The organism is Sorangium sp. So ce385 (genome assembly GCF_051474135.1).
GTDB classification, from domain to species: domain Bacteria; phylum Myxococcota_A; class Polyangia; order Polyangiales; family Polyangiaceae; genus Sorangium; species Sorangium cellulosum_D.
Window position 1 is genome coordinate 8546348 of sequence record NZ_CP150337.1, and the last position, 23273, is coordinate 8569620.

The 23273-nt window shown below is 72.3% G+C and carries 19 protein-coding genes; 4 read left to right on the forward strand and 15 right to left on the reverse strand.

What is annotated here, in order from left to right:
* Positions 1 to 8: 8 nt before the first annotated feature.
* The gene (locus WME83_RS31075; RefSeq protein ID WP_437313331.1) at positions 9 to 1007 is read left to right on the forward strand and encodes an MDR/zinc-dependent alcohol dehydrogenase-like family protein; all 999 of its coding nucleotides are present in this window, start codon (positions 9 to 11) and stop codon (positions 1005 to 1007) included.
* Positions 1008 to 1592: 585 nt separating this feature from the next.
* Positions 1593 to 2009 carry a hypothetical protein gene (locus WME83_RS31080; RefSeq protein ID WP_437313332.1) on the forward strand — a complete coding sequence of 139 codons (417 nt, stop codon included), beginning with the start codon at positions 1593 to 1595 and terminating at the stop codon, positions 2007 to 2009.
* A 45-nt stretch (positions 2010 to 2054) separates the two neighbouring features.
* Here the strand turns inward: WME83_RS31080 and WME83_RS31085 are convergent, their stop codons facing one another.
* Both WME83_RS31085 and WME83_RS31090 read right to left on the reverse strand, forming a co-directional pair.
* The gene (locus tag WME83_RS31085) at positions 2055 to 3371 is read right to left on the reverse strand and encodes a GRAS family protein (RefSeq protein WP_437313333.1); all 1317 of its coding nucleotides are present in this window, start codon (positions 3369 to 3371) and stop codon (positions 2055 to 2057) included.
* A 1004-nt stretch (positions 3372 to 4375) separates the two neighbouring features.
* Positions 4376 to 5770 (reverse strand): sigma 54-interacting transcriptional regulator, encoded by a 1395-nt coding sequence (locus WME83_RS31090; protein ID WP_437313334.1) that lies wholly within the window; start codon positions 5768 to 5770, stop codon positions 4376 to 4378.
* 206 nt (positions 5771 to 5976) lie between these two features.
* Between WME83_RS31090 and WME83_RS31095 the strand changes: the two genes are divergently transcribed.
* On the forward strand, positions 5977 to 6624 hold the full coding sequence (locus tag WME83_RS31095; RefSeq protein WP_437313335.1) for a hypothetical protein: 648 nt from the start codon (positions 5977 to 5979) through the stop codon (positions 6622 to 6624).
* 128 nt (positions 6625 to 6752) lie between these two features.
* On the opposite strand, the gene WME83_RS31100 is transcribed toward WME83_RS31095, so the two are convergent.
* The 7 genes from WME83_RS31100 to WME83_RS31130 form a co-directional block, all read right to left on the reverse strand.
* Positions 6753 to 8180: a hypothetical protein gene (locus WME83_RS31100; RefSeq protein WP_437313336.1), complete on the reverse strand. Its 1428-nt coding sequence runs from the start codon at positions 8178 to 8180 to the stop codon at positions 6753 to 6755.
* Between the two features lie 82 nt (positions 8181 to 8262).
* On the reverse strand, positions 8263 to 11175 hold the full coding sequence (locus WME83_RS31105; RefSeq protein ID WP_437313337.1) for a TonB-dependent receptor domain-containing protein: 2913 nt from the start codon (positions 11173 to 11175) through the stop codon (positions 8263 to 8265).
* Between the two features lie 235 nt (positions 11176 to 11410).
* Positions 11411 to 11842, reverse strand: a complete 432-nt coding sequence (locus tag WME83_RS31110) for an ExbD/TolR family protein (protein WP_437313338.1) — start codon at positions 11840 to 11842, stop codon at positions 11411 to 11413.
* A gap of 10 nt (positions 11843 to 11852) precedes the next feature.
* A complete protein-coding gene (locus WME83_RS31115; RefSeq protein WP_437313339.1) occupies positions 11853 to 12311 on the reverse strand; it encodes an ExbD/TolR family protein in 459 nt (152 codons plus the stop codon).
* Positions 12265 to 12972, reverse strand: a complete 708-nt coding sequence (locus WME83_RS31120) for a MotA/TolQ/ExbB proton channel family protein (protein ID WP_129577651.1) — start codon at positions 12970 to 12972, stop codon at positions 12265 to 12267. Before WME83_RS31120 ends, WME83_RS31115 begins: the two co-directional genes overlap by 47 nt.
* A gap of 57 nt (positions 12973 to 13029) precedes the next feature.
* Positions 13030 to 13806, reverse strand: a complete 777-nt coding sequence (locus tag WME83_RS31125; protein WP_437313340.1) for an energy transducer TonB — start codon at positions 13804 to 13806, stop codon at positions 13030 to 13032.
* A gap of 175 nt (positions 13807 to 13981) precedes the next feature.
* Entirely contained in the window at positions 13982 to 14689 is a 708-nt protein-coding gene (locus WME83_RS31130; protein WP_437313341.1) for a response regulator, read from the reverse strand.
* 193 nt (positions 14690 to 14882) lie between these two features.
* Between WME83_RS31130 and WME83_RS31135 the strand changes: the two genes are divergently transcribed.
* Complete coding sequence (locus tag WME83_RS31135) at positions 14883 to 15452, forward strand: serine O-acetyltransferase (RefSeq protein ID WP_080682371.1); 570 nt, start codon at positions 14883 to 14885, stop codon at positions 15450 to 15452.
* 219 nt (positions 15453 to 15671) lie between these two features.
* On the opposite strand, the gene WME83_RS31140 is transcribed toward WME83_RS31135, so the two are convergent.
* From WME83_RS31140 to WME83_RS31165, 6 genes are all read right to left on the reverse strand, one after another.
* Positions 15672 to 17321 carry a PrsW family glutamic-type intramembrane protease gene (locus tag WME83_RS31140; RefSeq protein WP_437313342.1) on the reverse strand — a complete coding sequence of 550 codons (1650 nt, stop codon included), beginning with the start codon at positions 17319 to 17321 and terminating at the stop codon, positions 15672 to 15674.
* A gap of 325 nt (positions 17322 to 17646) precedes the next feature.
* Positions 17647 to 18336, reverse strand: coding sequence for a LolA family protein (locus tag WME83_RS31145; protein WP_437313343.1), 690 nt, complete (start codon positions 18334 to 18336; stop codon positions 17647 to 17649).
* 256 nt (positions 18337 to 18592) lie between these two features.
* Complete coding sequence (gene ruvC / locus WME83_RS31150; protein WP_020738074.1) at positions 18593 to 19132, reverse strand: crossover junction endodeoxyribonuclease RuvC; 540 nt, start codon at positions 19130 to 19132, stop codon at positions 18593 to 18595.
* 4 nt (positions 19133 to 19136) lie between these two features.
* Positions 19137 to 20645, reverse strand: coding sequence for an FAD-binding oxidoreductase (locus WME83_RS31155; RefSeq protein ID WP_437313344.1), 1509 nt, complete (start codon positions 20643 to 20645; stop codon positions 19137 to 19139).
* A 155-nt stretch (positions 20646 to 20800) separates the two neighbouring features.
* Positions 20801 to 22954: a hypothetical protein gene (locus tag WME83_RS31160; RefSeq protein WP_437313345.1), complete on the reverse strand. Its 2154-nt coding sequence runs from the start codon at positions 22952 to 22954 to the stop codon at positions 20801 to 20803.
* 41 nt (positions 22955 to 22995) lie between these two features.
* Positions 22996 to 23196, reverse strand: coding sequence for a hypothetical protein (locus WME83_RS31165; protein WP_437313346.1), 201 nt, complete (start codon positions 23194 to 23196; stop codon positions 22996 to 22998).
* Positions 23197 to 23273: the final 77 nt, after the last annotated feature.

The following is a 23273-nucleotide window of genomic DNA, read 5'->3' on the forward strand; positions in this document are numbered from 1 at the left end:
GCCCGTCCGTGCGAGCGCTGGTCTGGGACGGCACGGCGGCGCGCGTCACCGAGCGCGCCCCGCCCTCGATCACGGCCGGCATGGCCGTGGTCGAGGTGCGGTGCGCGGGGATCTGCAACACGGATCTCGAAATCACCAAGGGTTACATGGACTTCCGCGGCACGCTCGGCCACGAGTTCGTCGGGGAGGTCGTGGAGGGCCCCGCCGCGTGGCGCGGCCGTCGCGTGGTCGGGGAGATCAACTTCGCGTGCGGCCGCTGCGACGCGTGCGCGCGCGGGCTGGGGCGGCACTGCCCGACGCGCACGGTGATGGGCATCGCCGGCGCCGACGGCGCGCTGGCGGAGCGCGTCGCGGTGCCCGTGGCGAACCTCCACGCCGTGGACGACCGGGTGGACGACGAGGAGGCGGTGTTCACCGAGCCGCTCGCGGCGGCGTTCGAGATCCTGGAGCAGGTGCGCGTGGCGCCGGGCACCTCGGCGCTCGTGTTCGGCGACGGGAAGCTCGGCCTGCTCATCGCCCAGGTGCTGCACCAGGCCGGCGCGCGCGTCCTCGCGGTCGGCAAGCACGAGGAGAAGCTCGCCCTGCTGCGCGCGCGGGGCATCGCGACCGAGCTCGTGCGCGCGGCCGCGCTGGCCTCCGCCGACGTCGGCGGAGGCGCGCCTCCTCAGGGCGCCTGGGCCGGCGAGCCGGCCGAGCTCGTGGTCGAGGCCACGGGCACCGCCGAGGGGTTCATGAGGGCGGTCCGCGCGACCCGGCCGCGCGGAACGCTCGTGCTGAAGAGCACCGTCGCCGGGCTCTCCAGCGTCCACTTGGCGGAGCTCGTCATCCACGAGATCACCGTGGTCGGCTCGCGCTGCGGGCTGTTCGAGCCCGCGTTGCGCGCCCTGGCGGCCCGGACCGTCGACGTGCGCTCGCTCGTGTCGGCTCGCCTCCCGCTGGAGCGCGCCGAGGAGGCGCTGCGGGCCGCGGCCGCGCCAGGCGCCCTTAAGGTGCTCGTGACCCGCTGAGCTCGGTCCCGAGCTCGGCGACGCTTACATTACACGACATCGACACACCTCGCAGGAACCTCTCCCCGGCCCACCTCCACCCGGTAGGGCGCCGACCCCAACCCGGTACGCGTCCGCCTGCATCCCCTGCCCGTGAAGCCGCGGCCCGGCTGCCCCAGGGGCCGCCCGCGCCGCCGGTCGTGCTCCTCCGCGACGGCGGGGGACTCGGGATCCGCCCGATCGGCCGCAATGCCTCCGGCGCGGGCCCGACCGCGCCGCGCGCCGCGCGCGTCCAGGCGGGCGCTGCTGCGATTCGACGGCTTCCCCGACTCCCGAGGTGCGCGCCTGCGGCCACAGATCGCGCTGCAACGACGCGCCCCAGGACACCCCAGGATCACGCTCGGAGATCCTCGATATTTCGAAACGAAATTCTCAGAGCATCCGTAAAGAGGAGATCGCGAGCGCCCCTCTCGTGAACGGCGCCAGCTCGGCGCTGTCGACCGGGCTGCGGCTGCTCCCCCGAGCACGACGCCTGAGAAATCCCCCCGGCTGACTGGAATAGATCCTCGTAGGAGTCGCAGGTTGCGGCAGGGATCAGGAGCATCGATGAGCGCCAAGGACAGCCCACACCATCACCACCGCCCGACGGACGATTCGGACGAGGCCCGTCAAGCCAGGGAGAGCTGGGAGCAGCAGAAGCTGCGGGAGCTCGGCCTCGACGGCATCGAGGAGGATGCGTCGGCGTTCTGCCCTCATTGCCGTCGCGAGATGCTGGAGCGCCTCGCGCGCGCCCAGGAGCGCGGCTCCGTGCTGTTCGATATGGTCCGACGTCATGGGCTGAGCCCACTGCCCCCTCGCGGCGTACGGCCCAGGGCGTGGCGCTGCCTCGGCTTCTTCGCGGAGCTCGCGAGCGAGCTCCGGGCCCTCGCGCCGCGCGGCCGCCGCGCGCTGTGGCTCGTCCTCGCGAGCCTCGCGATCGGCGCGCTGACGCTCTGGGCGGCGCTCGCCGGCCTGAGGCGTTGAGGCGAGGGGCCGCCCGCGTCGCAGGCGTCCCCGGCGAGGCGGCGATCAGCCGGTCCGGCGGAACAGCCCGGAGATGAACCGCGACGGCGGCGGCACCTGCCGCGGCCGCCACGCCGACGCTGCCACGATCGACACCCCGTTGCGCATGAGCAGGAGCGCCGGCTCGTCGGCCCGCACGTCGAACCCCGTGTTCAGGCGGAGCGCTCCGCGGACCATCGACTCGTGCGGCGAGACGCGCAGCGGCTCGAAGCCGTTCATGCGGAGTCGGCGCTGCCAGGCGCCGCGGCGCTCGTGTCGCTCGACCCGCGCGGCCCCCTCCCCCACCACCACGTTCATCACCTCCTGCCCGAAGAAGACCTGTTCGATCGTCTCGCGGGCGGCGATGTGCGGCGGGAGCAGCGCCTCGAGCGCCTGGAAGACCGCATAATAATGGCCGATCGCCTCGGACAGGCGCGGGAGGAACGGGAGCGCGTTGTGCTCCACGTCCGGCTCGACGAGCGTCAGCACGCGCGGCGACAGCGCGCGGATCCTCGTGAGAATGGTGTCGCGGTTCGCGGTCGGGTGCACCGAGGCGTCGGGCACGTGGTGCAATGCGAACGCCGCATTGACGGCGATGGGCGCCGTCGAGCGGGACGCAATACGGCTCCAGTCGACGCGCTCCACCGAGGACGCGACCCCGTGGAACTCGAAGGGGACCTTCAGCCGCTCCGCCCATCCGCCGATGAACGCGCCCGCCCAGCGCAGCCGCTGCTCGGGATCCGGGCCCCGACAAGGCAGGTCGATGCCGGTCAGCCGGACGCGCGGCGGGCCGCCGGGCCGCGTCGCGAGCCGGTGTAGCAGGAACGGCCACTGCGTACCGCCCCCGACGCCGATGTCGATGACGTGGATCTCCTCCTCGTGCTGGAACGCCTCGACGATCGCCGCGTTCGCGCTGAGGTACCCGAAACGGATGAGCGGCGTCGCGTGCACGAGCAGCTGAAACGCCGCGAGCATGTCCCGCGGCCCAGCGCTGCGCAGGTAGAGGTTGCCATCGCCGGAGCGATCTCCGTCCAGGCGGGCGAGCAACGCCCGGCCGAACACGCCTGAAATGCGCTCCGAGGCGTCACCGGTATCGGGCTCCGCCCGCAGGATGCCCTCCACGAGGGCCCGCGCGCGCTCGAAGTCCCCTGCGTCGATCGCCTCGCCCGCCGAGAGGAGGCGGCTCAGGAACGGGCGGCGGCGCGAGTGGGTCTGCCGGGTGCCCGAGCTCGGCTGCTGTGCGAGCCCCGGGCCGGACGCGGCCGAGCTGGTGGGCCCTTCGATGTGCGCTCGTAGGCTGACAGACGCCTCTTCGGCCGATGCGTGTCTACGGATCGCGTTCATGGTGTCCAGGGCTGTTCAACCAGGCAGCCCGCCGTCCTGGCTGGGCTCTCCACGAGGGGGCGATTTCAAGCGCGAACGCATGACGTCGACTACCTCGCAGGAGCCGGGGGGTTCAATGTTTGCTGATGTCGCTGCGGGAGAGCCCGATGGCGAGCCGGGGACAGGCGCCAGGCAGCCGCGCGCCCGCGGCAACGCCGCGAAGCCGAGCGCCCGCCCATGACGCGACGGGACCTGAGCTCGCACGAGGGCCCGACAGACAACTCTCTGTACATCGATGAAGCCGCTCGTCCGGTCAAGTCCAAGATCATGATTGTGCATCGCGCCCCCTCCCCCGCGCGCCCCGGGACGTCCGAACCCACCTTCCAGCGGCAGACGTAGGCTTTCGTAGGCACCGTACGAGGCGACCGCCGCCGCCCCGCAGGGGGCGTCCCCCACCCGCCGCGGGCCGCGAGCGGACCGCGCGCCGCACGGCGCCGTCGGCGCAGGACGCGCGGCGCGCGCCGCGGCGTCGCCGCCGGACGCGGACGCAGCGCTCGGCACACCTCACCGCTGCTCTCTTTAGAGCGCATCGCGCCCTCCGACCCGGCGCGCGCGCGCCGGACTCGTTGACTTGACCGTGGTCGTGACAGCACCTCGCTGGGAGACGGGGCTTACACACTACATTACAACCTGCATATCCAGGTCTGTAAAGTCCCTATACATGGGTCTTCGGTCGATCGAGCCCGCGATCCGTCGCCGGATGGAGGCAACCCTGCGACGACCGTGCTCCTCGACCGGCCGGGCCTGCTTCCGGCGGAGAGCGGCGCTTCGGCCCGCAATCGCCCTGAAGGTCAGAGCGCTTGGTGGAGGCAATGTATGGAACGACCGCCCTATCGGCCTCAGCCGCCTACGCCCGGAGCGAGGCCGGCAGCGACGCGGGAGCGCGGCGGGCAGGCGCTTCCCTGCGATGAAATGCCGCCATTGACGTACTCCTGTACTTGTGCATACAGCGCTCGGCGTGCGGATCAGTCGTTATCGGACAGCTCGCTCCCCTCGGCGAAATGGGAGCGATCCACGCCATTCTTCTCGAGCCAGCGTCGAATTCGATTCCTGTGCACGCCGAGCCTGTTGGCGGCGCGAGACACATTGCCTCGCTCGAGGCGAAGCGCCTCGGCGATCTCATCTTCGGGCGGCGCCTGGCTCGAGCGCGAGGGGCCCGGCCGGACGTCGCTCCCTGTCTGACGGGCGTGCGAGTCCGTCGCCTCCGGGCCCAGGCCGACGCCCGCGAGCGGATCGAGATCCTTGGCCTCGACCGTGCGCCGCCCCTCGTCGAGCGCGCGCGTCACGGCGCGCCGCGCCTCCCCGACGAACTCGCGCAGGTTCCCTGGCCAGCGGCGCATCGCGCACGCGATGATCATCGAATGGTGAATCGCCGGCGGCGCCTTGCCGAAAGCCGCGCCGACCGCCTTCGCGCATTGCGTGAGCAGCCAGGGAATCTCCTCGAGGCGCTCCCGGAGCGGCGGGAGCCGGACCTCGGGCCGACCGATGCGGTAGTAGAGATCGTCCCGGAAGCGGCCCTGGGCGACGCGCGCGCGCAGGTCGTGCGTCGCGGCGCAGATGCGGATCTGCACCGGGCGAGGCGCGACCGCGCCGAGCTCGAGCACCTGCCGGGTGTCGATCGTCCGGAGCAGCTTCGCCTGGACCGCCGCGTCGAGCTCGGCGACCTCATCGAGGAAGAGCGTGCCCCCGTGAGCGGCCTGCACGTAGCCCTCGGTGTCGTGCGTCGCGCCGGAGTAGGCGCCGCGCCGGGCGCCGAAGAGGAGCCGCTCGGCCAGGCCCTCCGGGATGGCCGCGCAGTTGACGGCCACGAACGGGCCGCGCGCCTGCGGCCCCGCCTCGTGGTAGGCGCGCGCCGCGAGCTCCTTGCCCGTGCCGCTCTCGCCCGTCACGAGCAGGCTGTCGCCCGCGGCCGCGGCGCGGATGATGGTGTCGTAGACCAGCTGCAGCCTGGGCCCGAGGACGCTCTCCTTCTCGATGCGCACCGCGCCGCGCGCGAAGGTCCGGATGTCCGCGAGCGCGAGGAACACCGACGTCCCCGCGCCAACGACCTGGATCGCGTCCCTCCGCACCTCACCGCGGATGGGCTCACCGTTCACCGACGTCCCGTTGGTGCTGCCGAGGTCCTCCACCGTCCACGCGGCCCCGTCGTACGCGATGCGCGCGTGTCGCCGCGACATGAGCGAATCGTCCACGAGGGGCACGCCCGCCACGCCCCCGCGACCCAGCACCACGGCGCCGCGATCGAGGGGGATCGGCGCGCATCGCGGCTGATCCCCCGAGAAAATCAGGACGATCCCGGGAACGGGCTCGGCGACCGAGGGTTCAGGCGGGACCGAGACGCGGACGGTGGAGTGGTCCATCAGGATCTATCTTACCTGTTCAAGAACCTGGCCGGCCAGTGGCCGGCCATGCCACCGGTCGCTTCGAGCTAGCTGGGCAGAACTCCTGGGAAATCAACGTCGTCCCGTTCGCCAGGCTCGGCACGAGTTGTGCTTGTCTGGTCGGTATGGTGGCCTCTGCAAGAGCTCGCATCCATCGGGACCGGGGGACCGCCCTCGAGGTGAACATGGGTTCCGGCCGCACCATCGACGAAGCGGGCCGCCGCTCACCCCGGCGTCTGCACACTGCCCGCACCCTGCCGAGCTTCCCGACCCATCCCGGCCTCCAGAGCATCAGCGGCCTCCGCGGCGCGCTCGAGTTCCTGGAGTGGCCGGCCTCCGAGTGGACGCTCAAGGACCTCCAGGACTGGTTCGTGGATCACCTCGTGACCCCGGGCCTGATGAAGCGCCCCCAGATCGTGCGCGAGCCCGGCGCGACGCCCGTCATGCTCGACCCGCGCGCCGACGGCGGCAGCAACCTGGAGGAGCTGATCCACAAGGCCCGCGGGCGCGTCATCACGGCGCTGCGGGGCCTCATCGCGCCCGTCGCCGACGATCGGTTCCTGAACGCGGCGATCTACGGGGGCAGGGTCCGCCGGGCCGCGGTGGGCGGCCGTCCCGTCTGGGTCGCCTCGCCGCGAGAGATCGACTTCCTCGGCGACATTGTGCTCAGTTTGCTCGCTGCCGACATCCTGCTCGATCGCGAGTTCTATCGCGCACACCTCTGCATCTGTGAGGTGTGCGGGAGGGTGTCATTCAAGGACACCCCGGACGCGCGAGGCGTATGCAGCGAGCACCGGAGCCATGTGTCCGGGTTCACGCCGCGCGTGCGCTGAGCGCCTGCGGCGGAGCCGCGACGCTGGAGACGATAAAGGCCGGCGGATGCGCCGGCCTTCGTCATTTCTCTCGCCACGGATCCGGTCCGCCCCTCACGCGACGAGGGGCCGACGCGGACGGCGCGGCGTCAGTTCGCGTCGAACGAGACCCAGGCGCCCGTCGCCCAGGTGTCATCCGCCTTGAAGGCGCCGATGTATTTCGCCTCGGCGTCGAAGAAGCCGTCGTCGGGCGGCGTGGCCGCGCCCTCGGCGAGCGTGGCCTCCGGCCGGAAGTCGGGCTTCGCGGCGAAGCAGCCGGCGAGCCCCGGATCCTCGGCGCTGTTGGACGCCTCGCCCTCGAACCACGCGATCTCGTCCGCGCCGTCGTCGTCGTCGTCGTCCAGCTTCGACTCGGTGGTCTCGTTCGCGTCGGTCTCGTCGTAGGCGATGTTCGCCTCGACGTTGCCGAAGAAGATCGAGCTCGCGAGCTCGACCTCGGTGAGCTCGTCGCGGAGGTCCACCCCCGCCTCGAAGCCGGTCACGATCGTGTTGAAGATATGGGCCTTCGTCGAGCGGCGGAGCAGCATGCCGTACTGCTGCTTGTCGACGTCCTTGTTCTTGCCGCACAGGGTCGCGTTGTAGATCGTCGGCTCGCTGACCGGCGTGCTCGCCGACGCGTCGGCGTCGTTGTCGCCCTCGAAGCCGTTCGTGTCGTCGGCCACCGAGGGGTCCTGCTGGACGGCGATGAACTGGAGCTTGCCGACGTAGCCGAGGTCCCAGTCGATGCCGTCGTCGCCGTTCTGCGCGCAGATGAGGTGCTTCGCGTTGACGGTGCCGCCGAAGAACTCGAAGCAGTCGTCGAGCGTGTGGTGCACCATCACGTGATCGATCGTCGTCTTGGAGCCCACGCCGGCGAGGGTGAGGCCGTTCACCTCGTTGTCCTGAGAGAGCAGGATCCCGCTGAACTCGATGCGCACGTACTCGAGGACGCCGCTGTCGTCCTCCGGCTCGTCGCCGCCGTACTCGGTGCCTTCGCCGGTGATGCCCTCGACCGTGGCCTTGCCGCCCTCGACGTTGATCGGCGCCTCGCCGAGCAGGATGACGCCGCCCCAGTCGCCCGCGGCGCGGTCGCCCTTCTCGCCCTGGCTCGTGAACACGATGGGCTCGTCGGCGGTGCCCTTGGCGTTGATCTTCGCGCCGGGCTTCACGACGAGGGTCGCGAGGCTGACCTTCTCGCCCATGATCGTCGTGCCGGGCTCGATGGTCAGGGTGGCGCCCGGCTCGACGAAGACGATGCCCTTCATCAGGTAGCACTTGTCGGCGGTCCACGTCGCGTCGGCGTCGATCGCGTCGGAGACCTCCACCGGAGCGGAGCAATCGGCGGTGCCGCCGCCGTTGCCGCCGCCGCCGTTGCCGCCGCCGCCGTTGCCGCCGCCGCCGCCATCGCCGCCGCCGGAGCCGCTCGTGGCCGAGGTGCCGGTCGTGGTCGGGGAGATCGAGTCGTCGTCGCCGCAGGCGGCGAGCACCGCGACGGAGAGCGCCGAGACGCAAGCCAAGGCAATTCCGAATGTACGCATGTTATTTACCTCCTGACGAGCCACCATGAATCATGCGCGCGAAATCGCAACGATCGACGCGTGACGATTCAATGGCACGCGCTCAATAGGTATATGAGGCGCTCAACGTCACAGTCGTCCCATTGCTGTATTGATTGACGATGTTGTCCTCGTCGTTCTCCCTCCCCTGCGTGATGCGCACGGGAGCGTCGATGAGGTTCTCGCCGGCCAGCTTCAGCTCGACGTGCTCGCCGAGGCGCTGGGCGACGGTCAGGTCGATCTGGTGCCGCGGCTGCTCGTACTCGTCCGGCAGCCTGCTCCCAACCCTCCTGAGCCGCGCGCCGAACACGTTGTAGAGGAGCCGAGCGCTCGTGCCGGTCGACTCTCCGGTGTAGTCGAGCCCCAGGTTCACGACGAAGGGGGATTGCCCCTGGAGCGGGTGCGTCGGGCTGCTCGTGATGGTGATCCCTCCCGCGCTGACCTCGGGATCGATCGTCACCTCCGACGTCACGAAGGTGAGGTTGCCGAGCGCGGTGACCTCCCGCAGGAGCGGGGAGATGAAGCCGAGGCCCTTCCTGAGCTCGAGCTCGACGCCGGCGAGATAGCCGGCCTCTCCGTTGACGTAGGTGAGCCTGCCCCTGCCGCCGTTCGGGAGGATGACCTCCTCGATCGGCTCCTGGAAGTGCTTGTAAAAGACGCTGACCGCGGCCACCTCTCCGGCCGTCGGGAAGATCTCGAAGCGGAGATCGCCGCTCACGACGCTCGTCCGCCGGAGCTCGGGATTGCCCTGCACCTCTCTGCCGCTATAGCCTTCCTGATACAGGGTCGGGCTGAGCTCGCGGAGCTGGGGCCGCGCCAGCGTCTTGGCCACGCCGAGCCTGACATTCGAGCTCGCCGTCGTCTTGACGATGACGTTGAGCGCCGGCAGGAGATCGACCTTGTCGCTCTCGACGTTGATCTCGGGGTTCGCCGCGGAGTACCGGTCGAACGCCCTCAGCGACAGCGAGGAGGCCTCGACCCGGGCGCCGAGCACGACGCGGAGCCATCGCGTCACGGAGGCGTCGGTCATCACGTAACCCGCGTAGAGATCGTCGTTCGCCGTATAGGAGTCGGTCTCGCGCGTGATCTCCTCGAGCTCGAGCACCGAGCCGATGTTCTCGTCCGAGAACAGCTGCCCCGGCCCCTGGCGCAGGAGCGCCGGGTCCGCGCCCGGGCGCTGCTTGAACCGGAACCGGCGCGCGTTGAATTCGCGCGCTCGGAAGTTGAGCAGACCGCCCGCCTTCAGCCGGGTCGGGGTGTCGCCGCGGACGAGGGGCTGGGTGTAGGAGAGCTGCCCGCCGTAGCTCACGTCGCTCATGTCGCTGAAGAAGTGCGCGCCGCTCAGCGTGCCCTCGTCCCATGAGAAGGCGCCGCTCGCGTCGTCGCGGACGTAGACGGTCTCCCTGGTGTCGGGCTCGTCCGAGGTCGCGAGGGAGAGCGACGCTTTCCAGTCGACGGTCCCGCCGTCGAGCGCCTCGAAGCGGTGCTCGCCCTGGAGCTGGCCCAGGGTGAGCGATCGCGAGATGAACCGCAGCATCGTGTCGCGAATCGCGCTGTCCCCGTTGCTCGGGTCCACGTCGGCCACGCTGACCTGGTCGTCCGATGAACGGCTGTGGAGCCCGGTGAGCGTCACCTTGTGGTCCTGATCCGGGTTGTAGGTGACGCTGCCGAAGCTGCCCCAGGACACCTGATCACGGATGTTCCCCGTCGCGATGTCGCCGATGCGCTCGGGATCGCCGGTTCGAGGGTCGGGATCGAAGATGCCGGCGATCTCGCTCGCGCGCGGCGAGAACTTCCGGCCGTAGCTCAGGGTGGCGATGTAGCCGAGGCGCCGCTCCCCGCCGAGCTTCAGGGTGTCGCCGACGACCACGCTGCCGCTGCCGTTCGGCGGGGTGAACGACCGCGTCGTCGCCATGGACGAGTTGATCGCCCTGCCGTAGGCCGTCATCTCGTCCCTGGAGATGGTGCCGCCGCCCGGCTTGGGGCCGAGGCGCACCACCTTGTAGTCGGGGATCTCGTCCGGCAGCGCGCGGGCGCCGCCGTCGATCCCGAGCCAGTCGGTCCCGGATCCGTCGTAGCTCACGCGATCCCGGAACGTCGCCTGGGTGTTCAGCCCCAGCGACAGCGAGGCCTGGAAGAGGAACTTGGTCGGGAGCTCCCGCGTGTTGATCTGGACCGAGCCACCCGCGAAATCGCCGGGGATGTCGGGGGTGAACGTCTTGACGACGGTGATGTCGCTGAGGACCAGCGACGGGAAGAGATCCAGCGGGACGGCCTGCCGGTCGGGCTCGGGGCTCGGCAGCGGGGCGCCGTTCAGGAGCGCGTTGGTGTAGCGCTCGCCCAGGCCGCGCACGTACACGTACCTGCCGTCCACCACGGTCGCGCCGACGATGCGCTTCGCGGCCTCCGCGGCGTTGCGATCGGGCGTCTTCGCGATCTCCTTCGCGCCGACGGCGTCGCCCACGTGGGCCGCGTTCTTCCGGAGGAGCAGCTGCGCCGCGACGCTCGCCCGCTCCGGCTCGAACTCGACCTCGACGACGTCCTCGACCTGCTGATCCGGCTCCAGGCCGACGTCGACCTGGCTCACCTGCCCGGCGGTCACGCGCACGTCCTGCACGCGCTGGGGCTCGTACGCCTCGTACCAGACCCGCAGCTGGTAGCTCCCCGGCGGGAGCTCCAGGCGGTAGCGGCCGTCGAGATCCGCGATGACCTTGAGCTTCGTCCCGACGATCGACACCTGGGCGTCGAAGACCGGCTCCTTCGTGGCGGCGTCCGTGACGACGCCCCACACGACGCCCTTCCCTGCCGGCGGCGGGCGCGACGGGCTCGGCTCGTCGAGTCCTGCGGCGTCCTCGGCCGGCGCGGCGCCGGCCGGGGTCTCCGCGCCTGCCGGCGGCGGCGCGGCGTCCGGCGGCGGCGCGGCGGCGCCGGGGTCGCCCTGGGCGAGCGCCGTTGCCCCCCAGCAAAGCGGTGCCACGAGCGCTGCGACTACCCCCGAGATCCTCCTGCGAATCATGCACCTGTCCCTTCACGCCCCGAGCTCGGGCGCGCCTTCCGATCCGATGTCTGGGCGCACCTGCGCCCGCCGATGAGGACGGCGGAGAGCCAGCTCCCCGCCACCCTCTCCTGTGCACCGCGCCGCGAGCGCGCCGCGGGGCGTCTGCCCCCGCGCGCCCGCTCGGCGCTTCATCCGGGCCGCGCGCCGCGCCGGCTCAGCGCCCGGTCTTCTCTGTCAGGACGGCGATCGTCTTCGCCCCGCCCATGCGCGCGGCGTCCATGGCCTCCACCGCGACCGCGTAGGCGGCCTCGTCCTCTGCGTCGAAGTACAGCACGTCGTCCGAGCGCGCCGCGAAGATGCGGGCGAGCCGCTCCTTCAGCTCGCCGCGCTGCACCTCGGTCTGGTTGATGCGGATGACGCCGCGCTCATCCACCGTGAGCACCACGGGCCTCGCGGCGTCGTCGGGCGGCGGCGAGAGCCTCGCTGTGTCGTCCTTCCTGGGCAGGTTCAGCCAGAGCTGCTTCGCGAGCAGCGGCGTGACGACCATGAAGATGATGAGGAGCACGAGCACCACGTCGACGAGCGGCGTCACGTTCATGCTCGGCGCGACGCCGCCCTTCCTGGCGCCGCCCTGCGGAGCGCTCATCCCCACGGCGCTATCCCTCCTCCGGCGCCGGGGAGGCCCCGCCGCCGCGCTGGCTCACCTGCAGCGAGATGCCGGCGAAGCCGACCTCCTGGCACAGCGCGAAGGTCTCCCGCACGCGGCCGTACTTCGCGGAGGAGTCGCCCTTGATGACCACCCGGCGCTCCGGCTCCGCGGCGCGGATGGCCCGCAGCCGCTCGCCGAGCGCCGGCAGATCGGCGACCGCCTCCTTCTCCAGGAACACGGTGCCGGCGCCGGTGATCGTCACGTAGATGGGGTCGAGCTTCGATTTCGACTTCGGATCCGGCTGGAAGACCGCCGGGAGCTCGACCCGCTCGCCGTGCTCCATCTGGGGGGCGATGACCATGAAGATGATGAGGAGCACGAGCACCACGTCGACGAGCGGCGTGACGTTGATCTCCGGCTCAGGCTGCTGCCGACTCGAACGCTTGCTCTCCACTTGAACGCCCATGCTCGTTCTCCATCTCGTCGATGAGCTCACCCGCGCTGCGCTCGAGCGCGAGCTCCACCGCTGCGATGCGGGTGGTGAGGTAGTTGAAGCAAAGCACCGCCGGGATGGCGACCCCGAGCCCGAGGGCGGTGACGATGAGCGCCTCGGCGATGCCGGCGCTCACGGCGCCGAGGCCGCCCGAGCCGGTCGACGCGATGGTCTGGAAGGCGGTGATGATGCCGATGACCGTGCCGAGCAGCCCGACGAAGGGGGCCACGGAGCCGACCGTGGCGAGCACCGAGAGGCCGCGGCGCAGATCGGCCGAGATCGCCTCGCGGCGCCGCGACACCTCGCGGCGCGCGAGCTCCACCGGGGGCACGCCGCCCTCGCCGGCGTCGAGGGCGCGCTGGAACCGGCGCACCGCCGCCGCGACGATCCGCGCGAGCGCCGATCGCTCGTACTGGCCGGCGATCTGCACGAGCCGCGCGGTGTCCCACGCCTCCATCACCGGCCGCGCCTCGGTCGCGAAGCGTCGGGTCTCGGACGCCTGACGGGCGAGGGCGATGAGCCGCTCGACCACGACGGCGACGCTCGCCAGCGCCATGAGCACGAGGGCGAACGCGACGAGCTTGCTCAGGAGGCCCATGCTCGCCCAGATGTGCCCGAGATCGAACTGCATCATGACTCTACTCCTTCGTTCCTCTCGCGAGAGGCCGCCTCCGCGGCCGTGCGCTGGAAATCACCGCTTCGCCTTGAAGCGGAATGGAATCGTCCTCCAGACGGACACCGGCTTCCCCTCGGAGATCGCCGGCTTGTAGCGACACGTCTTCATCGCCGCGAGGACCGCGTCGTTGAAGAGGGGGTGGCCGCGGACGATGGAGACATTCGTGACCTCGCCCGTCTCGGTGACCACGAACCGGACGGCCACGGTCGCTTCCACCCCCGCGCTCAGCGCGGCTTCCGGGGGGACGGACGGCGGGCAGGAGAGCGCGACCGGCGGCGTCGCGTTCTCGGGCAGGTGAATGGGCCCCCTCTGCGGCGGCGGCGGTGGAGGCGGCGGTGGAGGCGGCGGCGGCGCTGCCGTCACGGCGGCCGTCCCCGTACCGCCGGGGACCCCGCCGGGCACGCCGCCCGGCGCGCCGCCCGGCTCTCCGTAGGTGTCATCGTCGCTCGCCTTGGCCTCGCTCGGGTCGGCCTCGGGCGGCGCCTCCTTCGGCACGGCGGTCGGCGCGACCAGCGCCGGGCGCCGGGGCGTCGCGGGGCGAGGCGCCGGGGCCTCGGCCGCCGGCGGCGGGGGCGCCGGCGCCGGCGCGGGGGGCGGCGCCTCGGGGACCCGGGCAGCGAGCTTGACGTCGACGACCTCCTCCTCGGGCGGAGGAGGTTGAATGGCGCCGCTCAGGCGGGCGGCGAGGAGCGCAATGCCCGCGAAGAGCAGGAGCCCAGCCGCATACCCGATCGCGAGCCGCCTCGCTCGGTCAGGGTCGACCTCCCCCGCATTCCACGTCTCCAGGTGCATCGAGGCTCCGGACGCCGGCTGGCGAAAAAGCCAGAGCTCCACCTGAGCTCAGGCAAGCGCAGCCGGCTTCAATGGGTTGGCCCATGCTGTGAACCAACACGCACACGGTACGCAGTTTTCGTTACGTCAGAATGACGTGGTGGCAACGATTGCCGGGAATTTCCCGATATGGCGATCAGGCGCTGCGGCTCTCGGGCACGTCGGGCGAGGAAGCGAATCGATAGCCGATGCCGCGGACGGTCTGGATGTAATCGCCGGCGCGGCGCAGCTTGTCGCGCAGCCGCTTGACGTGGGTGTCCACGGTCCTCGTCGTGATGCTCACGTCGATGCCCCAGACGCCGTCGAGGAGCGCGGTGCGGGTCTGCACGCGCTCGCGCGCCTCGTACAGCGCGACGAGGAGCTTGAACTCGAGGAGCGTCAGCTCGACCTCCTCGCGATCGACCCACACGCGATGGGCGCCCTCGTCGATGCGGAGGCAGCCGAACTCGATGCTCCGCTCCCCGTCCCCGGAGGACTTCGCGCGGCGGAGCACGGCCTGCACGCGCAGCACGAGCTCTCGCACGCTGAACGGCTTGACGACGTAATCGACGGCGCCGAGCTCGAAGCCGACGATGCGGTCGACCTCGTCCCCGCGCGCCGAGACGATCATCACGGGGATCCGCTGGGTGCCCTCGCTCTGCTGGAGAGCGCGGCACACCTCGGTGCCCGAGATGTCGGGCAACATGAGATCGAGCAAGACGAGGTCGGGCCGCTGGTCCACGGCCAGCCGGACCCCCTGACCGCCCTGCCCCGCGAGGAGCACCTCATGCCCGGCTTGCCTGAGGTTGTAATCGAGCACCTTCTGGAGCGCCGGCTCGTCCTCGATGACCAAAATCCGCGCCATGCTGAATAGCGCGTGTACCCGAGCGATGTGACGGGCAGATGACCGGATGGCAACAGCGCGGTGCGTCGCTTTCTCCGGAGAGAATGCGCCGCAGTTCGTCGTGAAGGGGCCAGCCGGCCACGCGCGCGGGCGCGCGGCGAAAGGTCGCACCGGCGGGGCGAGATGCGCTAGTCTCGCGGGGATGCTGCGGACTTTGCGACTCATCGCTGCCGACGTGCGCAAGAAGGCGACATGGTGCTACGGCAGCGATCCATGGCCGACGATCCTGAAGACGCTGGCGACGGACGGCACGGCGGCGATGGTCCTCTACCGGTTCACGCAGGCCGCGCGGACCCACCGGATGCCCGTGGTCGAGATGCTGCTGAACAAGGCGACGAACCTCGCCGGCGGCTGCGTCATCGGGCGCGGCGCGGACTTCGGGCCTGGGTTCGTGCTGATCCACTCGAACGGCGTCGTCATCAACGGCAACGTCCGCGGCGGCTCGAACGTGCTCATCGAGCACCAGGTGACGATCGGCGCCGATCGGCGGCAGACGCCGGTGCTCGGGAGCGATCTCTTCATCGGCGCCGGCGCGAAGATCGTCGGCGGCGTCACGGTGGGCGACGGCGCCCGGATCGGCGCCAACGCCGTGGTCGTGCACGACGTCGCGCCGAACACGACGGTCGTCGGCATCCCCGCGAAGCCCGTGCAGCGGCGCGAGGACCGCGCCGCCCAGGCCGCCGCGCGGCCGAGCGCAGACGAGACGAACGGCTCGCAGAGCTGACCGCAAGCCGCGCTCCCGAGCGGCGGTCCTCCGCACAGGAGACGGGCCCAGATCGGCGTTTTCGGCGCGGAGGCGCACTCCGGAGCCGGCGATCCAGAGCGGCGGTCCTCCGCACAGGAGACGGGCCCAGATCGGCGTTTTCGGCGCGGAGGCGCACTCCAGTGCGCTGAGCACCGAAAACGTCGAGGTGGGCCCGTATCCGAAGCGGAGGACCGCCGCTCAGCGGGGGGCGCGGGCTAGGAGCTCTTGCCGGAGCTGCGCGATCTCGTGCCGGAGCGGGCCGATGAAGTCGGCGCTGAGCGTCCGGTTGCGGCCCTCCAGCGCGCGCGCCGTGTGCCACTTGCTGAGCGCGAGCCGCGCGCCGGCGCGGATGAAGCTCCGCCCGGTAGCCCCGCGCCAGCCGAGGGTGCACCGGAGCCGCCCGATCGGCGAGCAGACGAGCTCGAGCTCGTCCTGGGTGAGCATGCCGAGCGCGACCTCGTCGCGCAGATGATCCCGGATCACCCAGCCCTTGCGGATGACGAGCGCCACGATGATCCCGAAGAACGACGCGACGAAGCACAGCCAGAGCAGCAGCCACGGCATGAAGAGATCCCCCATCGCGCGGCCCAGCGCGGTCGGGAGGAAGTTCCACACCGCGTGCAGCGCGACGCCGAGCAGGTAGCCGCCGATCGGGGCCGCGACGCGCACCCAGGTCTTCGACGACTCCCGGGCGAGGCCGAAGCCGATCCCGGTCATCGACGTGAACAGCGGGTGGAGCCAGGGCGTGAACACGCCGCGCAGGACGAAGGTGCCGGCGAGCACGTCGCTGCCCTGCATCGAGGCGCGCGCGTAGTACAGCACGTTCTCCACCGCGGCGAAGCCGAGCGCGCAGAACGTGGCGTAGATGATGCCGTCGACGATGCCGTCGAACTCGCGGCGCAAGAAGTAGAAGAAGCCGAACACGCCGAGCCCCTTGAAGAGCTCCTCCGCGAACGGGGCGCTGACCGACGCGCTGACGAGCTCGCCCATCGGCTCGCCGAAGCTGCTGGAGACGCCGACGTGCACGCCGGTGTTGATCAGGATCGAGAAGCCGGTCGCCGCGAGCGCGCCCCACAGGAACGCCATCAGCAGGCACCACCACGGCTCCGGATCGTACCGATCGATGACCATCGGGACGAAGAGGTAGAGGACGAGCGGCGGGAACGCGAAGAGCGCTCCGACGACCATGGCGCCGAGCATGCTCCCCCCGGACTCGATCACGCCGAAGAGCGTGAAGATCACGTTGAGGACCGCGCCCGCGATGATGCCGTTGGCCCACAGCCACAGCCCGGCGATGCGCCGCCGCCGGTCCGGGTCGGGCCTTCGCGCCGCCCGCATGACCGCAGGGTAGCCAGCAGCGTGGGGATGCGCGGGCGCAGGCTGCGCGTGGCCGTGCGGAGAGGGAACGCCGTGCTGCGGGCCAGGGCCGTGCGCTGGCATCGGCGCACGGGCCGGGGGCCAGTAGCCCTGCGGCGCCGGCCCGTAGCCCTGCGGCGCCTGCCCGTAGCCCTGCGGCGCCTGCCCGTAGCCCTGCGGCGCCTGCCCGTAGCCCTGCGGCGCCTGCCCGTAGCCCTGCGGCGCCTGCCCGTAGCCCTGCGGCGCCTGCCCGTAGCCCTGCGGCGCCGGCCCGTAGCCCTGCGGCGCCGACCCATGCCCCTGCGGCGCCGACCCATGCCCCTGCGGCCAGTGCGGCGGCTGTCCCGGGGAGTGCTGCCCCGCGCCGTGCGCCGGATACCCCGGGCGAACCTGCCCGCCGCCGGGCTGGGCGTGCTCGTTCGGGCGCTCCGCCGGCCGGGGTTGCTGCGGCGGGCCGCGGAAATCGGGACGGTGTCCGTGGGCGTTGTCCATGGCTTGAGCGCTCTCGCGAAATCCTCGTGACAGCGGGTGACCGCTCAGCCGAGACGGACCCCCACCGCACGCATGGAGCCGCCAGGAGCGGCGACGATCCGCGGCGGGCAACGGCAGTCTCGGAGCTGTCGTTCACGCCCGCCGGATCGAAGCATCACACGATATTTCTACCACGCCGGGACGCGCCGGGCATACCTCCCTGGGGCATCCGGCGCGGCACGCTCGGCGAGGAGCGCTCGGCGAGGAGCGCGGGCGCCGTGACGCTCCGCTTCCTCGAGCTGTCGGCGGCGGCACGCGGCGGCGACCGCCGCGCGCCGGGATGGCGTCAGGGGCGGACGACGCGCGTGCCGGGAGGGGGCGAGAAATCGAACTCGTTCTTGGCGACAGGCTGGTTGACGACCGGCGATGCGAAGTCGAACCGGTTCCGGTTGCCCTGCGCGTCGAGGATCAGCACGCGGCGCACCTGGTTGGTCTGCCCGTCGACGTAGAGGAGCATCTTCTGATAGGCGGGGGTCGCCTCCTTCGGCGTCCCCTCGAGGACATAGCCGCCCTCGAACTTCATCTGCGCCGGGTCGAGCAGGCGGAGCGAGAAATCCTTCGTGAGCTGGCCCTTGCCCATCAGGAACGCGAGCGCCGCCGGGTACTGCGAGCCCTTCACCGGCGTCTCGAACATCTGCTCGTTGTCCTTCTCGTAGACCTTGATCGTCTCGCCGTCGGACACGACGCGGTTGCCGTTCGGCGCGTCGTAGACCCAGCTCATCTTGCCGGGCTTCTCGAAGATCACCTTGCCGGTGGAGACCTTCTTCACGTCCTGGACCTTGATCGTGTAGGTCTGCGTGAAGCTCGCCTTGAAGGTCTTCGTGGAGTCGTAGAACTGCTGGACGCGCCTGCCGAGCTCTTCGGCGGTGGGGCCCGCGGCCTGGGACTCGCCGGGCGTCGCGAGCACGGCCGTGACAGGCGCCGCCAGCCCGATGAGGCACGCGGCGACCAGGCGGTAAAGTGAGGTTCGCGTCATCCTTCCCGATCTCCTTTGATGTCCAGAGGCGTGTCGCCTCCGCGCTTCGTGAGACAGGGGCACCGGTGATCACCGCCGGTCCCCCCGGCGACCGCCGCCCTCGCTGAAGCCGGGGCGCGCCGCAACTTTTCACTTTGGACGCGGCGCGGGCGCGTCCGATGCAGGCTCCATAGCACACGGTGTGTGCGCCCGGACCGCCTCGGTCGCGCCCGCGGGGCCGCGTCGAGCCGGGCCGCCGCGCGCGGCCGGGCCGCGCTCAGCCGAGGCGCGCCCGCCGCGGCCGGGCCCGGGACGGGGCGGGCGCGCCGGACGCCGCCAGCGCCGCCGCGAAGCCCGCGGCGCTGAGGTGGGTCATCGCGATGGCGAGCGCGTCCGCCGCGTCCGGCCGCGGGGGCGCGGCGAGCCGCAGGACCGCGGTCATCACCTGCGCCACCTGCGCCTTCTCGGCCGCGCCGCGGCCGACGATGGTCCGCTTCACCAGCGCCGGCGGGTACTCCGAGATCGGCACGCCGGCGCGCGCCAGCCGGAGCAGCACGACGCCGCGCGCGTGGCCGAGCTTCGCCGCGCTCTGCGCGTCCTTCGCGAAGAACAGGCTCTCCACCGCCGCCGCGTCGGGCGCGTGCGCGGCGATCACCTTCCCGAGCTCGTCGTCGATCTCCACCAGCCGGCCGGCGAACGTCCCGCTCGTGTCGATGTCGATGACGCCGTGCGCGACGTGCTCGACGCGCGTGCCCTGCCGGACGAGCAGGCCCCAGCCGAGGTGGCGCGACCCGGGATCGATGCCGAGGACCCGCATCGGCTCAGCACGCCCCGTGCGACGGCGCCGCGACGTGGGTCGGGAAGCCCGGCGCGCGCTCGGCCGCGCCGTCGCGCTCGCCCCGCTCGGCCGCGGTGAGCGCGCGCCGCGGGAAGATCTTGTGCGGGTTGAGCAGGCCCTTCGGGTCGAACACCGCCTTGATCCTGCGCTCGATGGCGATGAGCTCCGGCGACTGCTCGAGCGCGAGGAACTCGGCCTTCGACGTCCCGATGCCGTGCTCGCCGCTCAGCGTGCCGCGCATGCCGATCACCGCGCGGAACAGGCGCGAAAGCGCCGTCTCCACCTGGGGGACGAGCTCCGGATCGTTCCAGAGCAGGTTGACGTGGAGGTTGCCGTCGCCGGCGTGGCCGTACGTCAGCATGCGGACGCCGGTCGCCGCCGAGATCTCCGCGACCTCGTCGAGCAGCGCCGGGATCTTGTCGCGCGGGACCACGACGTCCTCCGAGATCTTGTGGCGCGCCATGGCGCGCGTCGTGGGCGAGAGCTGGCGGCGCGCCTCCCAGAGCCGGTCGCGCTGCGCCTTGTCCTGCGCGACGAGCACGTCGAGCGCCCCGGCGTCCATGCAGACCTGCCCCACCCGCTCGGTCTGGACCTCGCAGTCCGCGGGCTCGCCGTCGACCTCGATGATCAGCATCGCGCCCGCGCGCTCGTCGACGCCGACGCCGCGCGCCCGGACCGCGTCGAGCGTCGAGCGGTCGAGCAGCTCGAGGCAGCGCGGCACGACGCCGGCGGCGACGAGGGCGCTCACGGCGCGCCCGCTCGCGCGCACGTCCGGGAACAGGCAGAGCAGCGTCATGACCGACGGGGGCTTCGCGATGAGCCGGAGCGTCGCCTCCGTCGTGATCGCCAGCGTCCCCTCGCTGCCGACGAGCAGCGCCGTGACGTCGTAGCCCGTCACGCCCTTCACCGTGCGCCGGCCGGTGCGGAGGCGCGTGCCGTCGACGAGGATCGCGTCGAGCCCGAGCACGTACTCGCGCGTGACGCCGTACTTGAAGGCGCGCGGGCCGCCGGCGTTCTCGGCGATGTTGCCGCCGAGGGCGCACATCTTGAGCGAGTTCGGGTCGGGCGGGTAGAAGAGCCCCTCGGCCTCGACGGCCGCGTGCAGGTCGGCGAGGATGACGCCCGGCTCGACGACCGCGACCTGCTCCTCCCGGCTGATCTCCTTGATGGAGTTCATGCCGATCGTGGCGATGACGATGCCGCCCGCCACGGGGACCGCGCCGCCCGACTTGCCGCTGCCGGCGGCGCGCGGCACGACCGGCACCTCGGCCTCGCTCGCCGCCCGCACCGCCTTCTCGATGTCGGCCGGCGAGGAGGCGAGCACGACCGCGTCCGGGCTGACCGGCGGCTGATCCGACTCGTCCCCCGCGTACGCGGCGCATCCCTCGGCCGACGTGATGACCTTGGAGGGGCCGAGCGCGCGCTCGAGGAGCCGGCGCGCCTTGTCGATGGCCGCCGCCGACGGGCGGGGGAACGTGGGGTGAAGTCGCATCTCGCCTATTTACCGCGGATCGCGCGGCGATGCTGCGGGATCCGCGCGGGCGGGCCCGGGGCTCGGCCGGCCGCGAAAAAGGCGGACAGGCGCGCCTGCGTGCCGCGCGCTCCGGGCCGGCGCGCGCGGCATGGTCAGCGCAGCGCGCGCCGCGGTCAGAGCAGGTCGAGGAAGGCGAGCAGCGCCTCGATCGCCGCGGCGTCCAGCGCGGTGAGGCCCTCGCCCGCGGGCGCGCCGTCGTGGAAGAAGGCGCCCGGCGCGGCGCCGACCGGCGCGTCGGCGCGGCCGCCCCCGTCGTGGAAGCGCGCCCGCTCGAGCACCTGCCGCAGGCTCTTCGCGGAGCCGTTCGTGAAGTACGGCCGCTTCTTGTAGAGCCGCCGCAGCGACGGCACCCGCGCGCCGTCCTCGTGCACGTACGGCACAACGCCGGTCTTCTCGTACCCGGCGCGGCCCCACACGATCGCCCCCTCGGGCGCGAGCACGAGCTCCTCCCAGCGCTCGAACGGCACCGCGGAGCCGGGATCGTCGCTGCGGAGCACGGGCGCGTGGCAGCGCGCGCAGCGGTCCCGGAACACCCGGGCGCCCTCGCGCTCGAGCGGGGTGAAGCTCGAGCGGCCGAGGACCGCGGGGTTCGCGCGGTGCGAGAACGCCATGAGGAAGCTCATGAGCGCGCGGCGGAGGGCCTCGGGGGGCAGCCCGGCGCGCGCGGCGTCGGACAGCCCGAGATCGGCGAGCCACGGGGCGTCGGCGGCGGAGAGGGAGAACCACGGGTCGTGGCCGCTCAGCGCGCCGGCGACGCGGAACTCGTTGTCCGCCATCGTGGTGAGGTCCGGATCGAGGGCCCGGGAGAAGTGGGGGCGGTTGTTGAACAGGCCGAGCAGCGGCTTGGTCGTGGCGCGCACGTCGCCGCGGCCCGTGTGGTGTGTGCGGCCGTCGACGTAGCCCTCGAAGTGGCACGTCTCGCAGGTGAACCGGCTGAGCGGGCCGTCGGTCCGGTTCCACGGCGCCATCAGCGACGTGAAGAAGAGCGCCTCCCCGAGGCGGAGCTCCTCGGCGCGGGCGTCCTCGCCGCCGTCCTGGACCGGCCGCTTCGCGACCGCGGCGCCCTCGCCGCCGGCGTCGAGCAGCCACGCGTCGAGCAGGGGGTTCGCGTAGGCGAAGGCGCCGCCGCCCAGCGCGGCCATGGCGGCGACGCCGGGGGCGAGCGGGCGCGTGGAGACCTCCGGCGCGGCCGAGAGGCCGGCGTCCGTGGCGCGGAAGAGGAGCTCGGCCCGGCGGTCGCCGCCGTAGCCGGTCGCCACCACGCGCACGCCGGACGGGAGCGCCGAGAGCGCGATCGCCTTCGGGGTGAGGACGCCGTGCTCCGAGACGTTCACGGCCGAGAGCAGCGCCGCCTCGGGCCGGGCGCCGGTGGCGACGCGGTAGAGGAAGACGAACGAGTCGATGTAGCCGAACGAGCCGCCGGTCCGGTCGAGCGGTCGATCCTCGACCCCGCCTGCGGCGAGCAGGAGCCCGCCTCCGGCGTCGTCCGTCTCGACCGCGTCGAAGCTCCAGATGGGGCCGTCGTGGCGGATGCGCGCCGCGCCGCCCGGGAGCGGGCGCCCGTCCGCGCCGACCGGGAGCACGACAAGCGTGTGGTCGAGGAGGCAGTCGACGATGAGGTGGCGCGCGAGCCGGACGACGCGGAACGGGCCGGCGCCGATCGGCTCGTCCCAGCGCTCGACCTCGAGGCGCCCGTCCGCGCGGACAGGGCCGGGGCGCAGCGTGAGGAGCGCGCCGGCGCGCTCGTCGAGCGCGTAGAGGACCCCCTCGGGGCCGGCGGCGACGTCGCGGACGCCGCGGACGCCCGCGAGCTCGATGCGCCCCGCGGGCTCGAGCGAGGCGCCGCGCACGACGTAGCGGAAGAGCGCGGGCGACGCCTCGCCGCTCGCGAAGAACTCGCCGGAGGGCATGACCGCGACCCCCGTCGGCGAGGTCGGCGCGGGGGCGCGGGAGAGCTCGCGCAGCGAGGCGTCGAGCAAGACGAGCGCGTCGCGGCCGCGGAGCGGCGAGAGCAGCGCGGGCGCGCCCGGCGCGGCCGGGCGGCCCAGCGGATCCACGGGGCGGAGCGCGATCGGATCGGGCCCGAGCAGCCGGTCGGAGCTGGGCAGGCGGGAGAAGTCGGCCGCGGCGCGACGGGCCGCCTCGAAGCGCCGCAGCGGCTCGAGCGGATCGGGGCCGCCGCCGGGGGCCGGCGCCGCGGGGCGGCTGTCGCAGGCCGCGGCGGCGAGGCCGAGCGAGAGCGCGAGCGCGAGGGGGCGCGCGGCCATGGGTCGATGCCACGGGGCAGCGGGCCGAGCCCCCGCGCCGATCACCAGCCGCCGGTGCTCGCCGGCTTGGCGCTCTCGACCGGCGCCGCCTTCGCGGGCTCGGCCGCCTTGGGCGCGGCCTTCGCCGCCTCGGTCGTGGTCGCGCCCTTCGGCGGCTCGGGCGTCACCTGCTGGGGCTTGTCCTCGCAGCCGACGAGACACAGGGCGCCGAGCGCCGCAAGCACGGTCAAGACATTCTTCATGGGGAGCCTCCTGAATGAGCGGCGCAAGCGAAGCACATCCGCTGGGCGCTCGGTAGGGGGCGCTCCGCCGGCAGCGA